The sequence below is a fragment of the Marinomonas fungiae genome (assembly GCF_001418205.1).
GTDB lineage: Bacteria > Pseudomonadota > Gammaproteobacteria > Pseudomonadales > Marinomonadaceae > Marinomonas > Marinomonas fungiae.
The window spans coordinates 57,988-79,245 of record NZ_LIQF01000004.1 but is presented as its reverse complement, the minus strand read 5'-3'; the positions used below and the strand labels follow the sequence as shown (position 1 = coordinate 79,245).

The window sequence follows — 21,258 nt, the reverse complement described above, 5'->3', positions numbered from 1 at the left end:
GTTTGATTTGCGCTGACGCGTCGGTGTCGAAGAATGAGACGAGACAGGCGCAAGCAAATTGAATACAAGACTCAGACCATCTGAGGTCTAGCGAGCCCGCGATACCAAAGGTCCCACCATATATTTCCACGCCAGATACACCAAGGCGCCAGCCAATAAACCAATACCAAAGTTAATCAGCATAGGGACTAAGCCTGATACAACCGCTTCGAGAGCGGGTGGTAGGGATTCTAATGGCGCTTCGATATGAGGTAAAGCATGGGCAATGATGCCACCGCCGACTAGGAACATCGCGATGGTGCCAACAATAGATAGAGTTTTCATAAGCTTAGGTGCGAAGGTTACCAGCCCCATGCCCAGTGTGTTGAGTAAGCCGTCTTGGTGTTTTTTACTGAGGTAAAGCCCTAGGTCATCGAGCTTTACAATCCCTGCAACGAGGGCGTAAACACCGACCGTCATCACTATGGCGATCAAAGACACCACCAGAACTTGGCTGACAAATGCTGCGCTTTGTACCGTACCGAGGGCAATCACAACGATTTCGGCGGAAAGGATAAAGTCAGTACGAATGGCGCCTTTGATTTTATCCTTCTCATAGGCCACTAAATCTGTACCCTCTGGTAGGTTAAGCTGATCACTGTGCTCTTTTTTATGGGTTAAGCTGTGTAGAATTTTCTCGAAGCCTTCAAAGCAAAGGTACAAGCCACCGATCATCAACAATGGTGTAATCAGCCAAGGAGCAAAGGCGGAAATAAGTAAGGCTAAGGGAACCAAGATCAGTTTATTGATCAACGAACCTTTCGCTACCGCCCATACCACAGGTAACTCACGGTCTGCACTCACTCCTGTCACTTGCTGAGCGTTCAGTGCCAAATCATCGCCTAGCACCGCGCCGGTTTTCTTTGCTGCCACTTTCGACATCAATGCGATGTCATCTAATAAAGAGGCAATATCATCAATCAGTGCAAGTAGGTTAGTGCCGGCCATGATTAAACCCTGTTTAGTTTTAAATGAATAACCATAGTGCGGGGATGATCGATAAATTAAAAGACTCTCGTACAGAAGTTTTAAAATACATTCTCTAAGCTTCTTAGGGCTGGGTCTTGTGTTTGATTTGCGCCTCTACCGCTCCAGCAACCAAAACCCTGCTAGTATGTAGCAAAGAGACCGTAGTAGAGGACTGCACTATGAGCATTCGAGTTGGCATTATTGGGTTTGGCTTATCGGGCCGCGTGTTTCATGCGCCATTTGTGGCGCATCAGGACGAGATGACCTTGTCGTATATTTGCTCCTCCAGTGCAGAGAAGGTGCATCAATACTGGCCGGATGTGACTGTGGTAAATGACGCTGATGCGCTGATTGCAGGCGATGAGATCGATCTAGTGGTGATTACCACACCCAACGAACTGCATTTCCCACAAGCTAAATTAGCGCTCAAGTCTGGTAAGCATGTGTTGCTAGAAAAACCATCGGTGACGGAAATTGAGCAAATCGAAGAATTGTGCCGTATTGCCTACGATAACGGTTTGGTCTTTAGTGTCTATCAAAACCGCCGCTTTGATGGTGATTTCCTACGTTTAAAAGAGCTGGTCGAAACGGGTGAGCTGGGCCAATTGAAACAGTTGGAAAGTCGCTTCGATCGCTTCCGTCCGTTGGTGCAAGAGCGTTGGCGCGAGCAGCCGGGAGTCGGCACTGGGATCTTCTGGGACCTTGGCCCCCATGTAATGGATCAAGCTCTAGCACTTTTGGGTATACCTGACTGGGTGCAAGCCAATATAGATACATTGCGTGATGGTGGCGCTGCACCGGATAGCTTTGAAATTGAGTTGGGGTACGGTAAATCTCGGGTGCGACTGGGTGCGAGCTTATTTGAAGCGGGTGAAATGCGTCGCTACAACGCGCGCTTTGATGGGGGCTCTTGGCATTGTTATGGTTTAGATGCACAAGAAGATGCTTTGCGTGCTGGAGAGCTACCAGGTCAAACCGATTTTGCCAGTTCTGAGCAAAAAGCCGTACGCTACCATGCGCCGAGCCAAGATCACATCAGTGCTTTAGAGGAGTCCATCAGTGCAGGTCGTTATGTGGATTTCTATCAGCAACTGACCGATGCCATCCAAGGTCGTGGTGAAGCACCAGTGTCCAAACGTCATGCTTGTGAGTTGGTATATGCCATGAAGCTAGCCGAGCAATCGGCGCAAACCGGTGAGCGTATTACATGGTATTACACCAGCCCGTTTTAAGCGTTAAAGTGCCATTATTACTCGAAAAAAGCCTGTTTTTAGGCGTTTAGTGGCCTGATTCAACGAAATTCTAACGCCTGCTTAGAATTTCGTTGAGTTGCTCAACAAACCAGCATACCATTCCCGCATGCACCGATTCCGGTGTCATTCAAACGCCTACAAAAACAAAAATACCGCCGTTTATCTCGTTCAATTCGTGTTGAAGCATTAGGCTTTTAACGCGTCGAATTTATCTGCCTCATACCGTCAGAGTGTGAGCAGTGATTAACTAGCTTTCTGAGGAAACAATGAAAAAAATCGCGAATTTCGGCAAATTAGCGCTGGCTGGTTTGTTGTCTTTATCTTTGGTTGCCTGTGGCGGCAGCAATGAAACGGCTTCAACTGAATCCAATCAAACGGCTGCACCGGTTGCGAAAGTTGAGCCTATTGAATGGAAAATGGTCACCACTTGGCCGAAAAACTTCCCTGCATTGGGCACGGGGGCTGAGCACCTAGCTCAAAGCATTACCGCTATGTCTGGTGGTCGTATTAAGGTCAAAGTCTACGCCGCTGGCGAATTAGTTCCAGCATTGGAAGCCTTTGATGCAGTGTCTCGTGGCACGGCTCAGATTGGCCACGCAGCATCCTATTACTGGAAGGGTAAGGTGCCTGCGGCACAGTTCTTTACTACCGTGCCTTTTGGCTTAACAGCACAAGAAATGAATGCATGGCTATCTCATGGCGGTGGTCAAGCGCTTTGGGAAGAGGTGTATGCACCGTTTAACATTATCCCCATGGCAGCGGGTAACACGGGTACGCAAATGGGCGGTTGGTTCAATAAAGAAATCAACTCGGTAGCGGATCTTAATGGCCTAAAAATGCGTATGCCGGGTCTAGGCGGCGAAGTGCTAGCGGATGCGGGTGTAACGGTTGTGAACATGCCGGGTAGCGAAATGTTTACCGCGTTGCAAACCGGTACCATTGATGCGACAGAATTCGTCGGCCCATACAATGACTTAGCTTTTGGTATCTACAAAGCGGCGAAATACTACTACTACCCGGGCTGGCAAGAGCCTGGTTCAACGGTTGAAACATTCATCAATAAAGATGCGTTTGAAGCCCTACCTGAAGATCTAAAATTGATTGTGCGTGCGGCGGCTCGTCAAACCAATGCGGACATTTTAGATGAATACACCGCGATGAATAACAGTGCGCTGAACACCTTGATTAACGAGCATGGGGTGATCCTAAAACGCTACCCTGATGATGTGTTAGCGGAGTTCCGCGCATCGACGCAGAGGGTGATGGAAAAAGTGGCGGCTAACGATCCATTGAGCCAAAAAGTCTATGACTCCATGAAGGACTTCAAACAGAATGTCATGCAATGGAGTGATATTTCTGAGCGCGCCATTCTTAACGCTCGATCCGCTGACTAAAGTGGATTAAAAGTTAATGACACTTAGCCTCTTAATACTTTGAATTAAGGGGCTTTTTTATACCAATTGCTAATAGGGTTGTTGAGCAATTTCTACTCAAAACATAGTATCCTTGAATCCCCATGTGCTGGACATAGAATCATTGCCTAAGAGCATGAAACAACTCTGTGCACTTCGGTTTTAATGACAAAAATAAAGTAACTAGCTTCCTAAGGAATAAATCCATGATCAACGCAAAAGCTTTTAGCAAGTGGATGCTTGCCGGCATCACAGCAGCCAGTTTGGTTGCCTGTGGCGGTTCTGAACCATCAGAGAATACGCAAACACAAGCGGCCGCTCCGGCGAAACCAGAAACCATTGAGTGGAAAATGGTGACCACTTGGCCGAAAAACTTCCCTGCATTGGGGACTGGTGCCGAAGCCCTAGCGGAAAGCATCAATGCTATGTCAGGTGGCCGTATTCATGTCAAAGTGTATGCCGCAGGGGAATTAGTGCCAGCGCTAGAGGCTTTTGATGCGGTTTCTCGTGGCACAGCGCAGATCAGCCATGGTGCGTCTTACTACTGGAAGGGCAAGGTGCCAGCGGCGCAATTCTTTACCACCGTACCTTTTGGCTTAACAGCGCAGGAAATGAACGCTTGGTTGTCTCATGGTGGTGGCCAAGCACTGTGGGAAGAAGTGTATGCACCGTTTAATGTCATTCCGATGGCATCGGGTAACTCTGGTACACAAATGGGTGGCTGGTTTAACAAAGAAATCAACTCGGTAGCGGATCTTGATGGTCTGAAAATGCGTATGCCGGGTCTAGGTGGTGAAGTGCTTGCGGACGCAGGTGTTACCGTCGTGAACATGCCGGGTAGCGAAATGTTTACTGCCCTGCAAACTGGCACCATCGATGCGACTGAATTCGTTGGCCCATACAACGACCTAGCCTTTGGCCTCTACAAAGCGGCGAAGTTCTACTACTACCCAGGCTGGCAAGAGCCCGGTTCAGCACTGGAAACCGTGGTCAACAAAGACGCCTTTGAAGCCTTGCCAGAAGACCTGCAGTTGATTGTGCGTGCGGCGGCACGTCAAACCAATGCCGATATCCTTGATGAGTTTATGGCGATGAATAACAGTGCCTTAGAAACGCTGATTAACGAGCATGGTGTGGTGTTAAAGCGTTTCCCTGATGATGTGTTAGCGGAATTCCGAGCGTCAACAGAAACTGTGATGGACAAAGTGGCGGCTAACGATCCTATGAGCCAAAAAGTGTATGACTCAATGAAAGACTTCAAACTAAAAGTCATGAAATGGAGCGACATCTCTGAGCGTGCCATCATCAATGCCCGCGCTGGCGACTAACCGGTTTTAGATATCAGACGAAAGCCTCTTAGTGATTGAACTAAGAGGCTTTTTTTTGGCCAATTTTTAAGCTAGGTGTTGAGCTCTAGGAATGCAAAGCATAGTATCCTTAATCACCAATGCGGAAGAAATATGATCTTCTGCTCGGTGGAGAGTGGCCGATTCACTCCAAGACAACCCAGTCGTGAACTGACAAAAAGAATAATGTAATAAGTTTTCTGAGGGATACATCAATGATCAACGCAAAAGCTTTTAGCAAGTGGACGCTTGCTGGGATCACAGCGGCAACTTTGGTTGCCTGTGGTGGTTCTGAGCAATCCAGCAGTACGGAAACACAAGCGGCGGCGCCGGCTAAACAAGAAACTATTGAATGGAAAATGGTCACTACTTGGCCGAAAAACTTTCCTGGTCTAGGGACTGGCGCGGAATACTTAGCCAATAATATCACTGAGATGTCTGGCGGCCGTTTAAAAGTAAAAGTGTATGCGGCGGGGGAGTTGGTGCCACCGTTAGAAGTATTTGATGCGGTATCCCGAGGCACTGCTGAGCTAGGCCACGGTGCAGCGTATTACTGGAAAGGCAAAGCTCCTGCCGCCCAGTTCTTTACCGCGGTACCTTTTGGGATGACAGCGCAAGAAATCAATTCTTGGATCTACCATGGCGGCGGTATGAAGCTATGGGAAGAAGTGTACGAACCGTTTAACCTGCTTCCTTTGACAGCGGGTAACACTGGGGTACAGATGGGTGGCTGGTTCAATAAAGAAATCAACTCGCTCGACGATTTCAATGGACTGAAGATGCGTATTCCGGGCCTTGGTGGTGAAGTACTTGAGAAGCTAGGCGGCTCACCGATCAACTTGCCAGGTGGGGAGATCTTCACCGCACTGCAAACCGGTACGATCGATGCCACAGAGTGGGTGGGGCCTTATAATGACCTAGCATTTGGTTTGTACAAAGCGGCCAAATACTACTACTACCCAGGTTGGCATGAGCCAGGCTCTGAGATGGAGCTTTTGGTCAATAAGACTGCCTTTGAAGCGCTACCAAAAGACCTACAAGCCATTGTTCGCTCGGCCTCGCGTCAAGCCACTCAGGATATGTTAGATGAGTTTACGGCCTTGAATAACGATGCATTGCAAACGTTAGTTAACGAGCACAATGTTGACCTTCGTCCGTTCCCTGACGATGTCTTAAAAGCGCTGAAACAAGCGTCTCAAGAAACGCTGGAAGGCGTAGCGGCAAACGATGAGATGAGTAACAAAGTATACGAGTCGTTTAAAGCTTTCTTGGGTAAAGTATCGCAATGGCATGCGGTATCAGAACGCGCTTACATCAACGCTCGTGATGCTGAATAGACACAAGTCTTAAGTAAGACAATGGAGGCCCCGCTGATGCGGGGTTTTCATTAGCTATAACTTATTTAACATAATGCTACACACAGGTCGCATTATTAAACAGCTTATAAATTGACCAGAACGGTCTGAGCTTTTAGGCTATTCTTTTAGTTTATTTCAGGCTTTTTGCTTATGACCCCTTCCATTCTCTATTATTCAAAAGCGCTTGCTCCATGGAAGGAGTCATTAACGAGCTTACTGTCCCGTGTTCCTGATAAATTTAGCTGGCAAGGGATCGATGCTTTGCAAGATACACCGGTCTCTAGCTTGATCATCTTGCATGAATCAGACTTGAACACCGAGGATGTGCCCTATATGGCGGCACGAAAAGTGCTCATCTTGCTGGATCGTTGGGATTTTAGTCAGGCTTTGAAATGGATTGCTCAGGGGGTAAACGACAGTGCCGCCTTTGATGATTTGACGCGTATCGCTGCTTGGGTTGTTTCAGAAAATGCCCGCGCCTCTTGGCATAATAACAACCCCTCGCAACAGGAAAATATTCTCCAAACCTTGCTCGACGCGATTCCGGTACCGATCTTTTACAAGGATGAATTCCATGTCTATCGCGGTTGCAATCAAACCTTTAGTGACTTTATTGGTATCCCAAAAGACAAGATAGTTAACCATTCGGTGTATGACATTGCCCCGAAAGAATTGGCCGATGTCTACTATCAGGCTGACCAAGCACTGTTGGCTTCAGGTGGAACCCAAGTCTATGAAGCGGCAGTAAAAAATGCCAAGGGCGAGCTGTTTGAAATTGAGTTTAATAAAGCGGTTTTCTTTAAAGAAAACGGTGATAAAGGTGGCCAAGTGGGAGCCATGCTCGATATTACGGAGCGCAATCGTCTGATGCGCCAGCTCGACCAAGCCAGTCGAACGGACCCGCTTACGGGGGTGGGGAATCGACGCGAGTTTAATTTGGCTGTCAGTATTGTGTTGCAAAAAGCGCAGCAGATGCACCACTCCTCTAGTTTACTTACCATCGATATTGATCACTTTAAATCGATTAATGACCGCTTTGGCCACTCTGGTGGTGATGAAGCGTTGAAATTCTTAGTGGAGTGTATTGAGCGGTCGATTCCGCCAGATGCGCGCGTGTTTCGCATAGGGGGGGAGGAGTTTTATGTGTTACTGCCTCACCACGAATTGGCCGATGCCAAACAAGCTGCCGAGCGAGTACGTCAGTATATACCTGACCAAATGGTGACATTGAAAGGTCAGCCTGTGCAGATGACGGTGTCCATTGGGGTTATTCAGTTAGCTTCAGAAAGCTTGCTAGAAGAATCCTTTAAGCGCGTTGATCAAGCGCTGTACGAGGCCAAAATGACGGGCCGTAACCGAGTTTGCCTTGCCTATTACGATGAATGAGTGACATTGAATCCTAAAAAAGACAAAAAAAAGCCCGCTGCACGCTCTGTTAGGGAGGAAGTCGTGACAGCAGGCTTAAAGCTCTGAAACAATTCTGACGTGGTGCGACTAGGTGGAGACCTTAACCTTAAACCCACAGCCTAAACCATTTCAGGGGTTACCTCTTACGGTAGGCTAAGGCACTATTCCGCCTTACTACCCAGTTCCAATAACGTGGCATTACCACCGATAGCGGTTGTATTGGTCGACACCGTTTGCTCGGTTACAAAGCGTAGAATGTAGTGGGGCGCAGCAATTGTGCTGAGACTACCAACGTTGGTTTCTTCGACAAGCTGGCACAATAGTCCGTCTTTCTGCGCTAACTGTAAGCTCAGTTGTTGTGCTTTTTGGGCATCACATACAATCGCAACGCCCGCAAGGTCGGTGGCTTCAATGATCGAATCCATGGCGGATTCCGCTACGTTTTGAACCACGCCTTCTGGTAAGTATTTTGCCATTTTATCCATTAACGCTTGGCCTTCGGGGCCCACGGTAATGATTGGGTTACCGGCAACCAGTGCGGCAAACATTTGGCCAATTAAGCCTACGTTCGCTTGCTCATTCGTCAGCCCGGGTTGAATAGCCGTTAGAAAAGCACCGCGACCATGAGTCGATAGGACGTTACTTTCCCCCGTTGGGCCTGGCATCAGCAACGCTTCACCGATTTCATGGCGCGCGTTAGCAAGCTGCCAACGCGCCATTTGCGCTTGTTCATGGTTCAGGCTGTAAATGGCTTGCTCAAGTTTTTCCGCACGGCCTGCAACACCCAGTTTGTCCCAAGCTTCAAATACTTGGTTTGCCACATCGATTTGAATTGGTTTTACGATAGTCATGTTCTGTGTCTCCTCTCAGCCGTGTTATACCAATTGCTCTTTTGCAAAGCGTGGTAGGTAGTGTGGACCACCGGCTTTCGGGCCTGTACCCGATAAGCCTTGGCCACCAAATGGTTGCACACCAACTACCGCGCCGACTTGGTCACGGTTGATGTACAAGTTGCCTACGCGAGCGCGCTGAGCGATGTGCGCACAAGTGGTTTCGTTACGGCTGTGAACACCCATGGTTAAACCAAAACCTGAGTTGTTAATGGTATCGATAATTTGGTCAAGATCTTTGGCTTGGTAGCGTACTACGTGCAGGATCGGGCCGAATTTCTCATCTTTTAGTTGGTCAATACTGCTGATTTCAAAAGCTGTTGGTGCCACAAATGTGCCTTTGTCAGCCCACTCTGGTAGGGCCGATTGCGCAATTAAACGACCTTCTTTCTTCATCACCTCGATGTGATCAAGCAGCATCTTTTGTGCTTTCTGATCGATTACTGGCCCGACATCGGTAGCGTGCAAATATGGCAAGCCAACGCTTTGCTCTTTCATAGCACCCGCGATCATTGGAATCACACGATCAGCAATATCGGCTTGTACGAATAGCACACGCAGCGCAGAACAACGCTGACCCGCAGAAGCGAAGGCGGAACGAACAGCGTCACGCACCACTTGCTCAGGTAGAGACGTTGAATCAACGATCATAGCGTTTTGGCCACCGGTTTCAGCAATCACTGGCACTGGCGCAACACCGCGAGCAGCCAACGTACGGTTAATGAGCTGAGCGGTACCTGTGGAACCTGTGAACGCTAGACCCGCAATACGTTTATGCTGAGTCATTGGCGTACCGACTGTCGCACCGTTACCTGGTAGGAATTGCAATACGTCTTTTGGAATGCCTGCTTCGTGTAGCATTTGTACCGCACGGAAAGCGATGATTGACGTTTGCTCTGCGGCTTTACAGACGACCGTGTTACCGGCCACTAGTGCGGCAACGACTTGACCGGTAAAGATCGCTAACGGGAAGTTCCAAGGGCTGATGCAGGCAAATACGCCACGGCCTGTCAGTTGTGCTTGCTGCGTTTGGCCAAGGTAGTTGGTAAACGGTTTTGGTGCAGCAAAGTTCTGACGTGCTTGTTGCGCGTAGTAGTGACAGAAATCGACCGCTTCACGAACTTCGTCAATACTGTCTTGGATGGTTTTGCCCGCTTCACGGTGACAGATAGCGACCAGCTCCGCGTAGTTCTGTTCCATTAGCTCTGCCATGCGTTCTAGGCAGGCTGCACGTTCCGTCGCTGGGGTTTGTGACCACGCTGGGAAGGCGGCATCCGCACTGTCGATCGCTTGGTTCACAATCTCTGTGGTTGACCAGTAGACTTTACCGACGCTTAGGCTGTGATCGTATGGACTCGCGACCGTTCGGATGGTCTCCGTTGCCAAGTTTTCGCCCGCCACGATTGGGTACGCTGTCCATTGTGTCTCTTGGCCCATAAAGGCATCAACAGACGCTTTAAAGGGTTGCCACTCAGATTCAATCTCAATGTTTGGACCAAAAGAGTTCTGACGATCTGCAAACATATCTTTTGGTAGATTGATGAATGGGTTACGTAGCGTCTTACGGCTCTTCAACGTCGTAACAGGGTGATCCACTAGTTCTGAAATTGGGCAACGTGCGTCCACTAGACGGTGAACGAATGAGCTGTTGGCACCGTTTTCAAGCAGACGACGAACCAAGTATGGAAGCAGGTCTTTGTGGCTACCCACGGGGGCGTAAATACGTACACACACGTCTTTGTCTTTGATAAGACGGTTGTACAGCGCATCGCCCATACCGTGCAGACGTTGGAATTCGAATTGGCTAGTGGTTGCCCCTAATTTCTCAGCAATGGTCGCAATGGTCGCAATGGTGTGGGCGTTGTGACTAGCGAATTGTGGGAAAATCCACTCGCGAGTGTGGGCGCTTAATAGGAAGTTCGCACACGCCAAGTAAGATACGTCGGTGGATTCTTTACGCGTGTAGACAGGGTAACCGCTTAGGCCACGCTGTTGACACAGTTTGATCTCTGAATCCCAGTAAGCGCCTTTCACCAAACGCAGTGGAATGCGATCGCCCACGTCTTTGGCCAAGGCTGCTAGCCAGTTCAGCACCGGTAAACAACGTTTTGAGTAGGCTTGAACTACTAGGCCGAATAGCCCCCAGCCTTTGGTACATTCGTCGCGGAACAGTTTTTCAAATAGGTGTAGAGACAGCTCTAAACGATCGGCTTCTTCGGCGTCGATGGTGATGCCCACGTTTAGCGCGCGCGCACGAGTGATCAATTGCTTAACGCTTTCAAACAGCTCTGTCATAACACGCTCTTCACAGCCCACTTCGTAGCGTGGGTGCAGTGCTGACAGTTTGATAGAGATCGTTGGGCGGTGACCTTTACCGTAAGTGTCTTGACCAACAGATTCCACTGCTTGCATGTAGGAAGCTAGGTATTTATCTGCATCTTGTTGCGTTAGCGCCGCTTCACCCAACATATCGAAAGAGTAGGTGTAGCCTTTGTCACGGTAGCTTTTGCCGCGAGAAAGGGCTTCGCTGATTGAACGGCCTAGTACGAACTGGTGCCCCATGATTTTCATGGCTTGGTTCATCGCTTTACGAATCACCGGCTCCGACATACGGTTTACAAGGCGATTAACTAAGTTGGCAGGTTTGCCATCTTTAGTTTCGTCCATGGTAACGATTTTGCCCGTTAGCAAAAGACCCCAAGTGGACGCATTAACGAAGAACGATTCGGAGTTGTTCGCGTGTGATGCCCAGTCGGCCACACTCAAGCGGTCTTTAATAAAGGCATCAGCGGTTTCTTTGTCTGGCACGCGCATGAGGGCTTCGGCCAAACACATCAGCAGAATGCCTTCTTTGGTATCAAGGCTGTATTCCAGCAGGAGAGAGTCGATCAGAGACATGGATTCGTCGTCTTTGCGAACCTGCTCGATCAGATGGGTGGCTGCATCAGTGCTGGCTTTTAACTGCTCTTCGCTTGGCTCAGCCAACTTCAATAGTTCTGACAGCCACTCTTCTTCATTGACGCTGTATAGCGGAGAGATGCGTGACCAAAGAGAGTCAAGCGGTTGCTCAAGAATGGTCGGTTGTAAAACCTCTAGCGCATTAAACATAGTCGGATTCTCCCACGACAACCGGAAAGCCTAGTTTCCGTATAAACCGTTTGTTGGTGCTTGAAGATGCCATGCATTAAGTGTTGCAAAGCTTGGTCAAATCTCAAGCAGTCGCTGTGCAACAAAAGCGATCTTCGTACAGATGAGGGAAATATAGTGACAGTAGGGTGACAGCGTCTTTCGTAATCATCGGAATTTTTTATAAGAAAGTCCGATAGCCAAGAGACATCGTCATGGCGCAGCGAAAGTGAGCCAATAAACGTCAGCGAGGCGGCTCAATGACCACGAAATTGTTTTTGGTATTTCAGGGGGGTAATACCAAGAGTCTGCGAAAAGGTGCTGGTCATGGCGCTTTGGCTGGAAAAGCCGCTCATTTCTGCCACTTGTACAGGCGGATAGCCTTCACGTAATAAATATTGTGCTCGTTCGAGGCGCTTACGAATCAGATACTGATGCGGAGTCATGCCTGTGCGTTCTTTAAAGCGCTCATGGAACTGGCTGACACTCAAAAAACAGAAGTTCGCTAGCTGGCTGATTTGTACACGCTTAGAGAGATTTAACTCGATAAATTGGTCGAGTTTTTCGATATCCAATTGCTGGCCGCGGGCTTTGATGTCTTGGCTGGATAACTGGTGACGAATGGCGCTGAGTAGGGTGTTGCCACAGGCACGGGCCAACAGGGGGTCTTCTGGGTATTGCTGTAATTCGCCCGATAGCGCGGAAGCTAACACTTGTAAACGTGGATTCAACTCAAAGTAGGCCGCTTGATCAAACAAACGTGACACCACTTCGTATTCTTCATCGGTGATGGCTTTTTGCGGTGGCACAGGTAAGTTCACGACCATGATGCGGTTATCGCCTAAACCGACAAACTGATGTCCTTCAGACGATGGCACGATACAGCCGCTGCCCGAACGCATTTGTCGGCCACCTTTGCTGTCGATATCAAAGTCGGTATTGCCATCCAGCACCACCACTAATTGGTGATAATTGTGGTCGTGAGTGTCGGCCACGCTGGGTAAGCTGAATACATCGGAATCAGAATGGGTCAATTAAATCGCCTACTTTTTGCTCAGCATAAAACAGGAAGTATAGCGAGACGATTCGAGATTGAGTAGTAGAAAGTGATGTGACATTCATAAATGAAAAGAGGGCATCCTCGATAGAATACCCTCTTTGAGCGTTCGAATAAGTGCCTTAAGGTATTTTAAAGCACGACGACCAAGTTACCTTGCGCGCCCGTTTTAAGCACATCTTCATGGGCTTGAGCCAATTCGTTCAACGCATATTCGCGACGGACCACAGGTTTTAGCACCCCTTTTTCGAACAATGGCAGCATGGCTTTGGCAATGCGCGCCAGTTCCTCTGGCTTGGCGTTTGCCAGCGCCACACCAATGACGGCGGCATCACGAGCCATCAAATCACGCGGATTAATGTCCACCGTGCCACGGTTACCAATCACAGCGACAGTCCCACCAAAGGCTAACGCCTTTAGGTCTTGATCAAGGTTATGGTTAGCGAGCATTTCAATGATCACATCGAAACCGTTTTGCAAGGATTGGTAAGGGGCAAGATAGCCTTCTTGATTGTGCATAATGATTTCTTGCACGCCCTGAGCGCGTAGCAAATTGGCGCCCTCGATGGTACCCGCAGAGGCTACCACATGCATACCGGCTGCCAGCGCTAACTGAACCGTCGCAAGACCGACGGCTCCGGTAGCGCCGTGCACCAGCACTTTGTCACCGGCTTGCGCATGGGCGCGGCCAAATAACGCGCGGTGAGCAGTAGTGTAAGGAATACCCAAACAGGCACCTTCGGCAAAGCTCAAGGCATTGGCCAGAGGAAAAGTATGGGTCGGAAGACACACGGCAAACTCAGCGGCAGAGCCCGTGAGGTTACGAGAGAAGTAAACGCGCTGACCAATTTGAAAGTTGGCGACGTTAGCGCCTACTTCGACAATGGTGCCAGCGCCGTCATTGCCTGGGGTATGAGGGAATGACGCCGTGTAGTTGTTGCTGCCAGAGCGGATGTAAGTGTCGACGGGGTTGACCCCTGATGCGCCCACTTGAACCAAAATTTGGTCAGCATTAATTGTTGGTTTGTCCGCATCCACCAGCGTTAAATCGCTCGCTGGACCATAATCGTTCACTTGCATCGCTTTCATAGCATCTCCTTTTTATTAGTCTGCGTAGACCACTTCTGGTAACCAAGTCGCCAAGTCAGGCCATACGGACAACAATACCAAGACAAACAGCTGGATCAAAATAAAGGGAATCACACCCTTGTAGATCGACTGAGTCTTCACCTCTGGTGGCGCGACACCACGAAGATAGAACAGGGCAAAACCAAATGGTGGGGTTAGGAATGACGTTTGTAGGTTAATCGCCATCATAATACCCAACCAGATTGGATCTAGGCCCATAGCCAACAAAACGGGCGCAACAATGGGCACCACTACGAAGGTGATTTCGATGAAGTCTAAGATAAAGCCAAGTAAAAACATCACCAACATCACGATCAAGACCGCACTGATGACACCACCCGGTAGTTGGTTAAAGAACTCATGAATCAGCTCTTCGCCACCAAAGCCGCGGAACACTAAGGAGAACAATGAGGCGCCGATCAAAATCATGAACACCATGCCGGTCACCTTGGTAGTCGACATTACACTTTCTTTTAAGGTGTTCAGTGATAGTTTACCCGACGTCCAAGCCAAGATCGCAGCACCGAAGGCGCCCACCCCCGCCGCTTCCGTTGGCGTTGCAAGACCGCCTAGAATGGAGCCCAGCACCGCTAGGATCAGTAATAGTGGTGGCAATAGACCTTTGATGATCTCCATCGCTAACGAGGAGTCATCGATACCGCGACGTAGCTCTTCTTTTGGAATAGCTGGCGCTTTGTGAGGTTGTAGCCAAGCCACCACTGCGACATAAGCAATGTACAGAACGACTAGGATCAGGCCAGGAATCAAAGCGCCGACAAACAAGTCTCCTACAGAAACCGTTTTCGGTGAGAACACGCCCATCTGCAGCTGTGCTTTCTGGAAGGCGTTCGACATGACGTCGCCTAACAATACCAAAGCAATCGATGGTGGGATGATTTGCCCCAGAGTACCGGTGGCACAAATGGTGCCGGTCGCTAGGGCCGGGTCATAGCCACGGCGTAACATGGTTGGCAATGAAATCATGCCCATGGTGACCACTGTGGCACCGACGATACCAGTGCTGGCTGCCATTAGCATACCTACTAGGATCACGGAAATGCCCAGACCACCACGCATGGTACCGAATAGCATCGCCATGGAATCTAACAGGCGTTCCGCGAGTTTCGATTTCTCCAGCAATACACCCATTAATACGAATAACGGCACGGCAATCAGGGTTTCGTTGCGCACGATACCAAACAGTCGGTTGGGTAACGCTTCTAGGAACACCGCATCAAAGGTCCCGAACATGGCGCCACCGGCGGCAAATAATAACGCGGTACCGCCCAAGGAAAAGGCCACGGGGTAACCAAACAAGAGGAAGACACAGACACCGGCGAACAGCCATAAAGGTAAAAATTCAGCCACCTTATTGTGCCTCCGTTAATTGCTGTTTATTGAATACCACACCTAGGTTCTTAAGAATGTCGGCAATGCCCTGAATAATCAGCAGCGCCATCATAATGGGAATTAGGGTTTTGAGAAGGTAAATGAATGGAAGACCACCTGGCTCTTGTGATGTTTCCAGCACACGCCAAGACGCTGCAACGTAGTCAATACTCATGTAAGCCGTGTAGGCACAAAACGGTAGCAAGAAGAACAAGCCACCGAGAATGTTCACCCAGGCTTTTTTGCGTGGTGAAAAATCACGGTAAAGCACATCCACTCGTACATGTTCGTCGTCTTTAAAGGTGTACGCTGCGCCGAGCATAAACACCATGGCATGCATGTAAAGTACAGACTCTTGAAGGGCGATGGAGCCAATTCCTAGGCCGTAGCGCAAGACTACGATCAGACAAGTTAGCAACATCATTAAAAGGGTAAGCCAAGCAACACATCTCCCCACAACGGTGGAGATGCCCTCGGCACCACAAATGATTTTGTTAAGCATTTTATAACCCACAGACTGTTTTTGCTTTTGTAATAGAAAGGCGGAGTAAATCCGAGCGGTCAGTCTATTGGATATCCTTGCTATTGGGAATATTTGTGCGCTATTTCCAACATAAAGGCACTGTTTTGTGGGCTTTGACTACTTTTTTGAAGGACTTTTTGGGTGACGAAAAAATATTCAGTTTATTTCAGTCTTTAACATTTTTGTCACAAAGGCTCTTTATAGTCTTCAACATCGAATGAGAACGAGCTTATTTGGTCTCTTAAACGAAGATTTCGATTCATACCAAACTGACGATAACCATTGAGGTTGAAGTGATGAAAAAATTAGTTGCTACTCTAGCAGTGTCTACCCTAGCAGGCGTTTCTGCTAACGTAATGGCAGACGTTGATGCAAACCTACCAGCGTACACTAAAGCAAGTGGCGTATCTGGTAACATCTCTAGTGTTGGTTCTGACACGCTAGCGAACCTAATGACACTTTGGGCAGAGGACTTCAAACGTCTTTACCCTAACGTGAACATTCAGATTCAAGCAGCTGGTTCTTCTACTGCGCCACCAGCGCTTACAGAAGGCACATCTAACTTCGGTCCTATGTCTCGTATGATGAAAGACAAAGAGATCGCAGCTTTCGAGAAAAAATACGGCTACAAGCCAACTGCAATCCCAGTGGCAATCGACGCTCTAGCAGTATTTGTACACAAAGATAACCCAATCAAAGGTCTATCTCTTCCAGAAGTGGATGCGATCTTCTCTTCTACTCGTAAGGGTGGTCACAGTGAAGACATCACTAACTGGGGTGCTGCAGGCCTAGATGGTGCTTGGGCAGGTCGTGATATCCAATTGTTCGGTCGTAACTCAGTATCCGGTACTTACGGTTACTTCAAAGAGCACGCTCTTTACAAAGGTGACTTCAAGAACTCTGTAAACGAACAGCCTGGTTCTGCTTCAGTAGTACAGTCAGTGTCTACTTCCCTAAACGGTATCGGCTACTCTGGTATCGGTTACAAAACTTCTTCTGTACGCGCTCTACCAATCGCGAAGAAAGAAGGCGGTGAGCTAGTTGAAGCAACTATTGATAACGCTGCAACAGGTAAGTACCCACTGTCTCGTTTCCTTTACGTTTACGTAAACAAAGAGCCAAACAAACCACTAGCGCCACTAGAGCGTGAGTTCGTGAAGATGGTTCTTTCTAAAATGGGTCAAGAAGTTGTTGTGAAAGACGGCTACATCCCACTACCAGCTAAAGTGTCTGCTAAATACCTATCTGATCTAGGTATTCAGTAAGAACTGAATATTAGGGAAAGCTTGCAGGATGCGAACGAGCAGGGGGGACTAAGTCTCTCCTGCTTTTGTTGCGTCGCGAGCTGTCACAAAAATGTCATAAAAAGTGAATTCGGATGAGTACAAAAGCGGATCAAAAAATACCCGAACTAGACTTCGATACGCCAGCTTTAAAGCGTCATCGTAAAGTTCGTGCGCTAAAAGACCGTACGGCAGGCATTGGCATCGCCATTGGTGGTAGCAGTGTGATCTTGGCTGTCTTACTGATATGTTTCTACTTAATGTACGAGGTCGCACCGCTATTTTCTGGTGCCAGTATTGAGCAGAAAGACAGCTACGCTTTACCAGCTGCTGAGTCTGGTAAAAGTCTATACCTAACTTCAGAAGAGCAAACTGAAGTCGGTTTCCGTGTGGCTGAAAATGGCGACATGATTTACTTCAATATGGCAGATGGACGTGTCATTAAAAAAGAGGCGAACCCGCTGGGTGAGCCGACAGCCTTTGCTTTGGAATCTGATACCAGCCGCATGATGGCCTTCGCTTACGCAGATGGTCGTGTGTTGGTAGCTCAGCAAGTGTATAAAACCACTTATCCGGACGGCGAGCGTTTAATCACCCCAAGCATTGAATTCCCTTATGGTACAGAAGGTATTCAAGTAGCGGAGTTTGCGCCGCGTCATCTTAGCATCCGTAACAACGACGAGCGTATGACGATTGCCGTAGTTGGCGATCAGCAGGCGCAAGTCACGCGTGTGACGAAAGATGTAAACTTCATTACTGAAGAAGTTGAACTGACGGAAACCAGTACGGAAATCCCGTTTGTTGCCGGTACGCATTCACTTTTAATTTCGGGTGATCAGCGTTATTTGTACGTTGCCAACAAACTAGGTGAAATGTCTGAATTTGATCTACGTGATCTGGACGATGTGACACTAAAAGATCAAATTGATCTTGTTGAAGGCAATGCGCAATTGGTGTCGATGCGTTACCTACTCGGTCAGTCATCTGTGATGGTGGCAGACAGCGCGGGTCGTGTCAGCCAATGGTTCAACGTTCGCGATGAGAACAATGTTGAGCACCTAACTTACATTCGTGATGTGAAGCATCCTACTGGTCTAGTGGACATGGCGATGGAACATCGTCGTAAAGGTTTCGCAACGCTGGATGATCGCGGTGTGGTATCTATCTTCAATGCGACCTCTAGCCGTCAGGTCATTGATGAGCGCATCAGTGACGCAAGCGCGACCATGATCAGTTTTGCTCCTCGTGCCAACGGTCTATTACTAGAAGACGCTAAAGGTCTGCATTTCTTCGCGGTAGATAATGAACACCCTGAAGTCTCTTGGTCTTCTCTTTGGGGCAAGGTGTGGTACGAAGGTTACCAAGAGCCAACGTACACGTGGCAGTCTTCTGCGGCGAACAACGACTTTGAACCAAAATACAGCTTGATGCCATTGGCATTTGGTACGTTAAAAGCGGCGTTCTACGCCATGTTGATGGCGGTGCCATTGGCGATCTGTGGTGCGATCTACACGGCTTACTTCATGGCGCCAGGTTTGCGTCGTAAAGTAAAACCTGTGATCGAGCTAATGGAAGCGCTACCAACGGTTATCCTAGGCTTCCTAGCAGGTCTATTCTTTGCACCTTTCTTAGAAGAAAACCTAGCGGCCGCGTTCAGCATCTTGATCGTATTACCGCTTGGCATTTTGCTATTCGCTTTTATCTGGTCACGTATGCCACAAAGTGTCCGCTTTATGGTGCCAGATGGCTGGCAGCCAATGTTGCTGATCCCTGTGGTTGTGCTACTTGGTTGGTTCTGTGTAGCGATGAGCCCAGTAATCGAATTGAGCTTCTTTGACGGCAACATCCGCGGCTTCATCACTAACGATCTAGGTATTACCTTCGACCAACGTAATGCGCTGGTGGTTGGCTTTGCTATGGGCTTTGCAGTGATTCCAACGATCTTCTCAATCACCGAAGATGCGATCTTCTCAGTGCCAAAAGCACTGACTCAAGGCTCTCTCGCATTGGGCGCAACCTACTGGCAAACCATGACGCGCGTCGTTTTACCAACAGCAAGCCCGGGTATCTTCTCTGCCATCATGATCGGTATGGGTCGTGCGGTCGGTGAGACCATGATCGTGTTGATGGCAACGGGTAACACGCCAATCATGGATTTCAACATCTTCGAAGGGATGCGTACTCTGGCCGCCAACTTGGCCGTGGAAGTACCTGAATCCGAAGTGGGTAGCTCGCACTACCGTATCTTGTTCTTGGCCGCGTTTGTGTTGTTTACCTTCACCTTTGTTGTGAACACCATCGCTGAATCCGTGCGTCAGCACCTACGTAAGAAATACGGATCGCTGTAATGAGTAATGAACTGAAATTAAAAAATCAAACCGTATCCCAGTGGGTGAAGTCTGGTGATCCATGGGTATGGTTAAACGCAGGCGCGGTGGCGATCTGTGTGATCATGGTAATCGGTCTATTGGCCTTGATCGCGGTACGTGGTCTAGGGCACTTCTGGCCAGCAGACATTAACCAAGGTACTTACAGCTTACCAGGTAACCCTACTTACACCTTGGTAGCAGAGCGCGTTGAGTCAGCCGAAGTACCGGCGGCACAGCTGCGCGAAGCAGGCATTAATGTCGAAGATCATCATGACATGATGATGCGTTCCTTGATGAAAACCGGTAACCGTGATGTGTACGGCTCTGACTTCCGTTGGATCATTGATGAGTACTTTACGGACGTAACGAAGCCGGAGATGTTGTTCGCAGCGGAGCGTCACGAGTGGGGTAACTTGTATGGCTATCTAAAAGCGGTCAAGGAAAACGGTCAAGTTGTGGCACAAACGTCGGACCTAACGCCAACGGATTCTGCGTTGGCAACCTGGGCGGCGTTTGAGAAAAGTATTGAGCGAGCGACAACGATTTACGACGACATTCACGAAGTGGAAAAAGACGAAATCGGCTCGATCAACTACAAGCTAGAGCGTCTACGTCTTGAGCAACGTCGTTTAGAGCTGAACAATGCTCTGACGCCTGAAAAAATGGCGGATATCGATGCCCAGCGCGCTGAGCAAGATGCCTTGTACCAAGCACTGCAACAACGCTTGATTGATCTATACGCTGAGATCAACCGTGATACGTTTGTTGTGCAGGTAATGGATGGCAGCGAGCATGAGCTACAAGTCGCGAAAATCGTGCGTGCTTATCGTCCAAATGCCATGGGCATTGCAGAAAAGATAGGCTTCTACGGTTCTAAAGTGGTGGAATTCCTAACGGCTGAACCACGTGAAGCGAACACTGAAGGGGGGGTTTTCCCTGCGATTTTCGGTACCGTGATGATGGTATTGCTGATGACTGTACTCGTAACACCGTTTGGTGTGGTCGCGGCAGTTTATCTACGTGAATATGCATCACAAGGTTTTGTGACGCGAATTATCCGTATCGCAGTAAATAACTTAGCGGGTGTACCATCGATCGTATACGGTGTCTTTGGTCTGGGGTTCTTCGTTTACTTCCTAGGTTCTGGTATTGACCAAGCCTTGTTCCCAGAGGCCTTGCCTTCACCGACGTTCGGTACGGGTGGTCTAATGTGGGCCTCGATCACGCTAGCACTGCTAACAGTACCAGTGGTTATCGTAGCGACAGAAGAAGGTCTATCACGTATTCCGCGTAACGTACGTGAAGGTTCTTTGGCACTAGGGGCGACGAAAGCAGAAACCTTATGGCGTGTGGTCTTGCCAATGGCCAGCCCGGCGATCATGACGGGTGTGATTCTTGCGGTAGCCCGTGCTGCCGGTGAAGTAGCACCGTTGATGCTGGTGGGTGTGGTAAAACTGGCACCATCGCTACCATTGGATGGCAACTACCCGTTCATCCACTTGGATCAGAAGTTCATGCACTTGGGCTTCCATATTTATGATGTGGGCTTCCAGAGCCCGAACGTAGAGGCGGCGCGTCCATTGGTTTACGCGACGGCACTATTATTGGTCATCGTGATTGCACTGCTTAACTTGGCAGCTGTAACCATCCGTAACCACCTACGTGAAAAATACAAATCGCTGGAAATGTAAGACGGCGGAGAGAGACGA

At 48.8% G+C, this 21,258-nt stretch carries 15 protein-coding genes; 8 read left to right on the top strand and 7 right to left on the bottom strand.

Annotated elements, in window-relative coordinates; translation table 11 throughout:
• Window positions 1-87: 87 nt before the first annotated feature.
• Window positions 88-987, bottom strand: coding sequence for a DUF808 domain-containing protein (locus ASC49_RS07370; protein ID WP_055462599.1), 900 nt, complete (start codon window positions 985-987; stop codon window positions 88-90).
• A gap of 200 nt (window positions 988-1,187) precedes the next feature.
• On the opposite strand from ASC49_RS07370, the gene ASC49_RS07365 reads away from it, so the two are divergent.
• The 5 genes from ASC49_RS07365 to ASC49_RS07345 all read left to right on the top strand — a co-directional run bounded on the left by ASC49_RS07365 (window position 1,188) and on the right by ASC49_RS07345 (window position 7,763).
• Window positions 1,188-2,240, top strand: a complete 1,053-nt coding sequence (locus ASC49_RS07365; RefSeq protein WP_055462598.1) for a Gfo/Idh/MocA family oxidoreductase — start codon at window positions 1,188-1,190, stop codon at window positions 2,238-2,240.
• A 287-nt stretch (window positions 2,241-2,527) separates the two neighbouring features.
• Window positions 2,528-3,655, top strand: a complete 1,128-nt coding sequence (locus tag ASC49_RS07360; protein WP_055462597.1) for a TRAP transporter substrate-binding protein — start codon at window positions 2,528-2,530, stop codon at window positions 3,653-3,655.
• A gap of 224 nt (window positions 3,656-3,879) precedes the next feature.
• Window positions 3,880-5,001: a TRAP transporter substrate-binding protein gene (locus tag ASC49_RS07355; protein ID WP_055462596.1), complete on the top strand. Its 1,122-nt coding sequence runs from the start codon at window positions 3,880-3,882 to the stop codon at window positions 4,999-5,001.
• A 233-nt stretch (window positions 5,002-5,234) separates the two neighbouring features.
• Window positions 5,235-6,356 carry a TRAP transporter substrate-binding protein gene (locus ASC49_RS07350; protein WP_055462595.1) on the top strand — a complete coding sequence of 374 codons (1,122 nt, stop codon included), beginning with the start codon at window positions 5,235-5,237 and terminating at the stop codon, window positions 6,354-6,356.
• Between the two features lie 171 nt (window positions 6,357-6,527).
• Window positions 6,528-7,763, top strand: coding sequence for a GGDEF domain-containing protein (locus tag ASC49_RS07345; RefSeq protein ID WP_055462594.1), 1,236 nt, complete (start codon window positions 6,528-6,530; stop codon window positions 7,761-7,763).
• Between the two features lie 182 nt (window positions 7,764-7,945).
• Here the strand turns inward: ASC49_RS07345 and ASC49_RS07340 are convergent, their stop codons facing one another.
• From ASC49_RS07340 to ASC49_RS07315, 6 genes are all read right to left on the bottom strand, one after another.
• On the bottom strand, window positions 7,946-8,635 hold the full coding sequence (locus tag ASC49_RS07340) for a hypothetical protein (RefSeq protein ID WP_055462593.1): 690 nt from the start codon (window positions 8,633-8,635) through the stop codon (window positions 7,946-7,948).
• A 24-nt stretch (window positions 8,636-8,659) separates the two neighbouring features.
• Window positions 8,660-11,782 (bottom strand): bifunctional proline dehydrogenase/L-glutamate gamma-semialdehyde dehydrogenase PutA, encoded by a 3,123-nt coding sequence (gene putA / locus ASC49_RS07335; RefSeq protein WP_055462592.1) that lies wholly within the window; start codon window positions 11,780-11,782, stop codon window positions 8,660-8,662.
• Window positions 11,783-12,057: 275 nt separating this feature from the next.
• Complete coding sequence (locus ASC49_RS07330; protein WP_055462591.1) at window positions 12,058-12,834, bottom strand: AraC family transcriptional regulator; 777 nt, start codon at window positions 12,832-12,834, stop codon at window positions 12,058-12,060.
• Between the two features lie 155 nt (window positions 12,835-12,989).
• The gene (locus tag ASC49_RS07325; RefSeq protein ID WP_055462590.1) at window positions 12,990-13,946 is read right to left on the bottom strand and encodes an NADPH:quinone reductase; all 957 of its coding nucleotides are present in this window, start codon (window positions 13,944-13,946) and stop codon (window positions 12,990-12,992) included.
• A 15-nt stretch (window positions 13,947-13,961) separates the two neighbouring features.
• The gene (locus tag ASC49_RS07320) at window positions 13,962-15,353 is read right to left on the bottom strand and encodes a TRAP transporter large permease (protein WP_055462589.1); all 1,392 of its coding nucleotides are present in this window, start codon (window positions 15,351-15,353) and stop codon (window positions 13,962-13,964) included.
• Between the two features lies 1 nt (window position 15,354).
• Window positions 15,355-15,876: a TRAP transporter small permease subunit gene (locus ASC49_RS07315; RefSeq protein ID WP_055462588.1), complete on the bottom strand. Its 522-nt coding sequence runs from the start codon at window positions 15,874-15,876 to the stop codon at window positions 15,355-15,357.
• A 317-nt stretch (window positions 15,877-16,193) separates the two neighbouring features.
• On the opposite strand from ASC49_RS07315, the gene ASC49_RS07310 reads away from it, so the two are divergent.
• The 3 genes from ASC49_RS07310 to pstA all read left to right on the top strand — a co-directional run bounded on the left by ASC49_RS07310 (window position 16,194) and on the right by pstA (window position 21,240).
• Window positions 16,194-17,162: a PstS family phosphate ABC transporter substrate-binding protein gene (locus ASC49_RS07310; protein ID WP_072242067.1), complete on the top strand. Its 969-nt coding sequence runs from the start codon at window positions 16,194-16,196 to the stop codon at window positions 17,160-17,162.
• Between the two features lie 113 nt (window positions 17,163-17,275).
• On the top strand, window positions 17,276-19,528 hold the full coding sequence (locus tag ASC49_RS07305; RefSeq protein WP_055462587.1) for an ABC transporter permease subunit: 2,253 nt from the start codon (window positions 17,276-17,278) through the stop codon (window positions 19,526-19,528).
• On the top strand, window positions 19,528-21,240 hold the full coding sequence (gene pstA / locus ASC49_RS07300; RefSeq protein ID WP_211262029.1) for a phosphate ABC transporter permease PstA: 1,713 nt from the start codon (window positions 19,528-19,530) through the stop codon (window positions 21,238-21,240). Before ASC49_RS07305 ends, pstA begins: the two co-directional genes overlap by 1 nt.
• Window positions 21,241-21,258 lie beyond the last annotated feature (18 nt).

Coding starts and splice junctions, on each gene's coding strand:
- ASC49_RS07305 (WP_055462587.1), top strand. CDS start 17,276: ATGAGTACAAAAGCGGATCAAAAAATACCCGAACTAGACTTCGATACG.
- ASC49_RS07315 (WP_055462588.1), bottom strand. CDS start 15,876: ATGCTTAACAAAATCATTTGTGGTGCCGAGGGCATCTCCACCGTTGTG.
- ASC49_RS07355 (WP_055462596.1), top strand. CDS start 3,880: ATGATCAACGCAAAAGCTTTTAGCAAGTGGATGCTTGCCGGCATCACA.
- ASC49_RS07310 (WP_072242067.1), top strand. CDS start 16,194: ATGAAAAAATTAGTTGCTACTCTAGCAGTGTCTACCCTAGCAGGCGTT.
- ASC49_RS07340 (WP_055462593.1), bottom strand. CDS start 8,635: ATGACTATCGTAAAACCAATTCAAATCGATGTGGCAAACCAAGTATTT.
- pstA (WP_211262029.1), top strand. CDS start 19,528: ATGAGTAATGAACTGAAATTAAAAAATCAAACCGTATCCCAGTGGGTG.
- ASC49_RS07365 (WP_055462598.1), top strand. CDS start 1,188: ATGAGCATTCGAGTTGGCATTATTGGGTTTGGCTTATCGGGCCGCGTG.
- ASC49_RS07325 (WP_055462590.1), bottom strand. CDS start 13,946: ATGAAAGCGATGCAAGTGAACGATTATGGTCCAGCGAGCGATTTAACG.
- ASC49_RS07360 (WP_055462597.1), top strand. CDS start 2,528: ATGAAAAAAATCGCGAATTTCGGCAAATTAGCGCTGGCTGGTTTGTTG.
- ASC49_RS07350 (WP_055462595.1), top strand. CDS start 5,235: ATGATCAACGCAAAAGCTTTTAGCAAGTGGACGCTTGCTGGGATCACA.
- ASC49_RS07345 (WP_055462594.1), top strand. CDS start 6,528: ATGACCCCTTCCATTCTCTATTATTCAAAAGCGCTTGCTCCATGGAAG.
- ASC49_RS07370 (WP_055462599.1), bottom strand. CDS start 987: ATGGCCGGCACTAACCTACTTGCACTGATTGATGATATTGCCTCTTTA.
- putA (WP_055462592.1), bottom strand. CDS start 11,782: ATGTTTAATGCGCTAGAGGTTTTACAACCGACCATTCTTGAGCAACCG.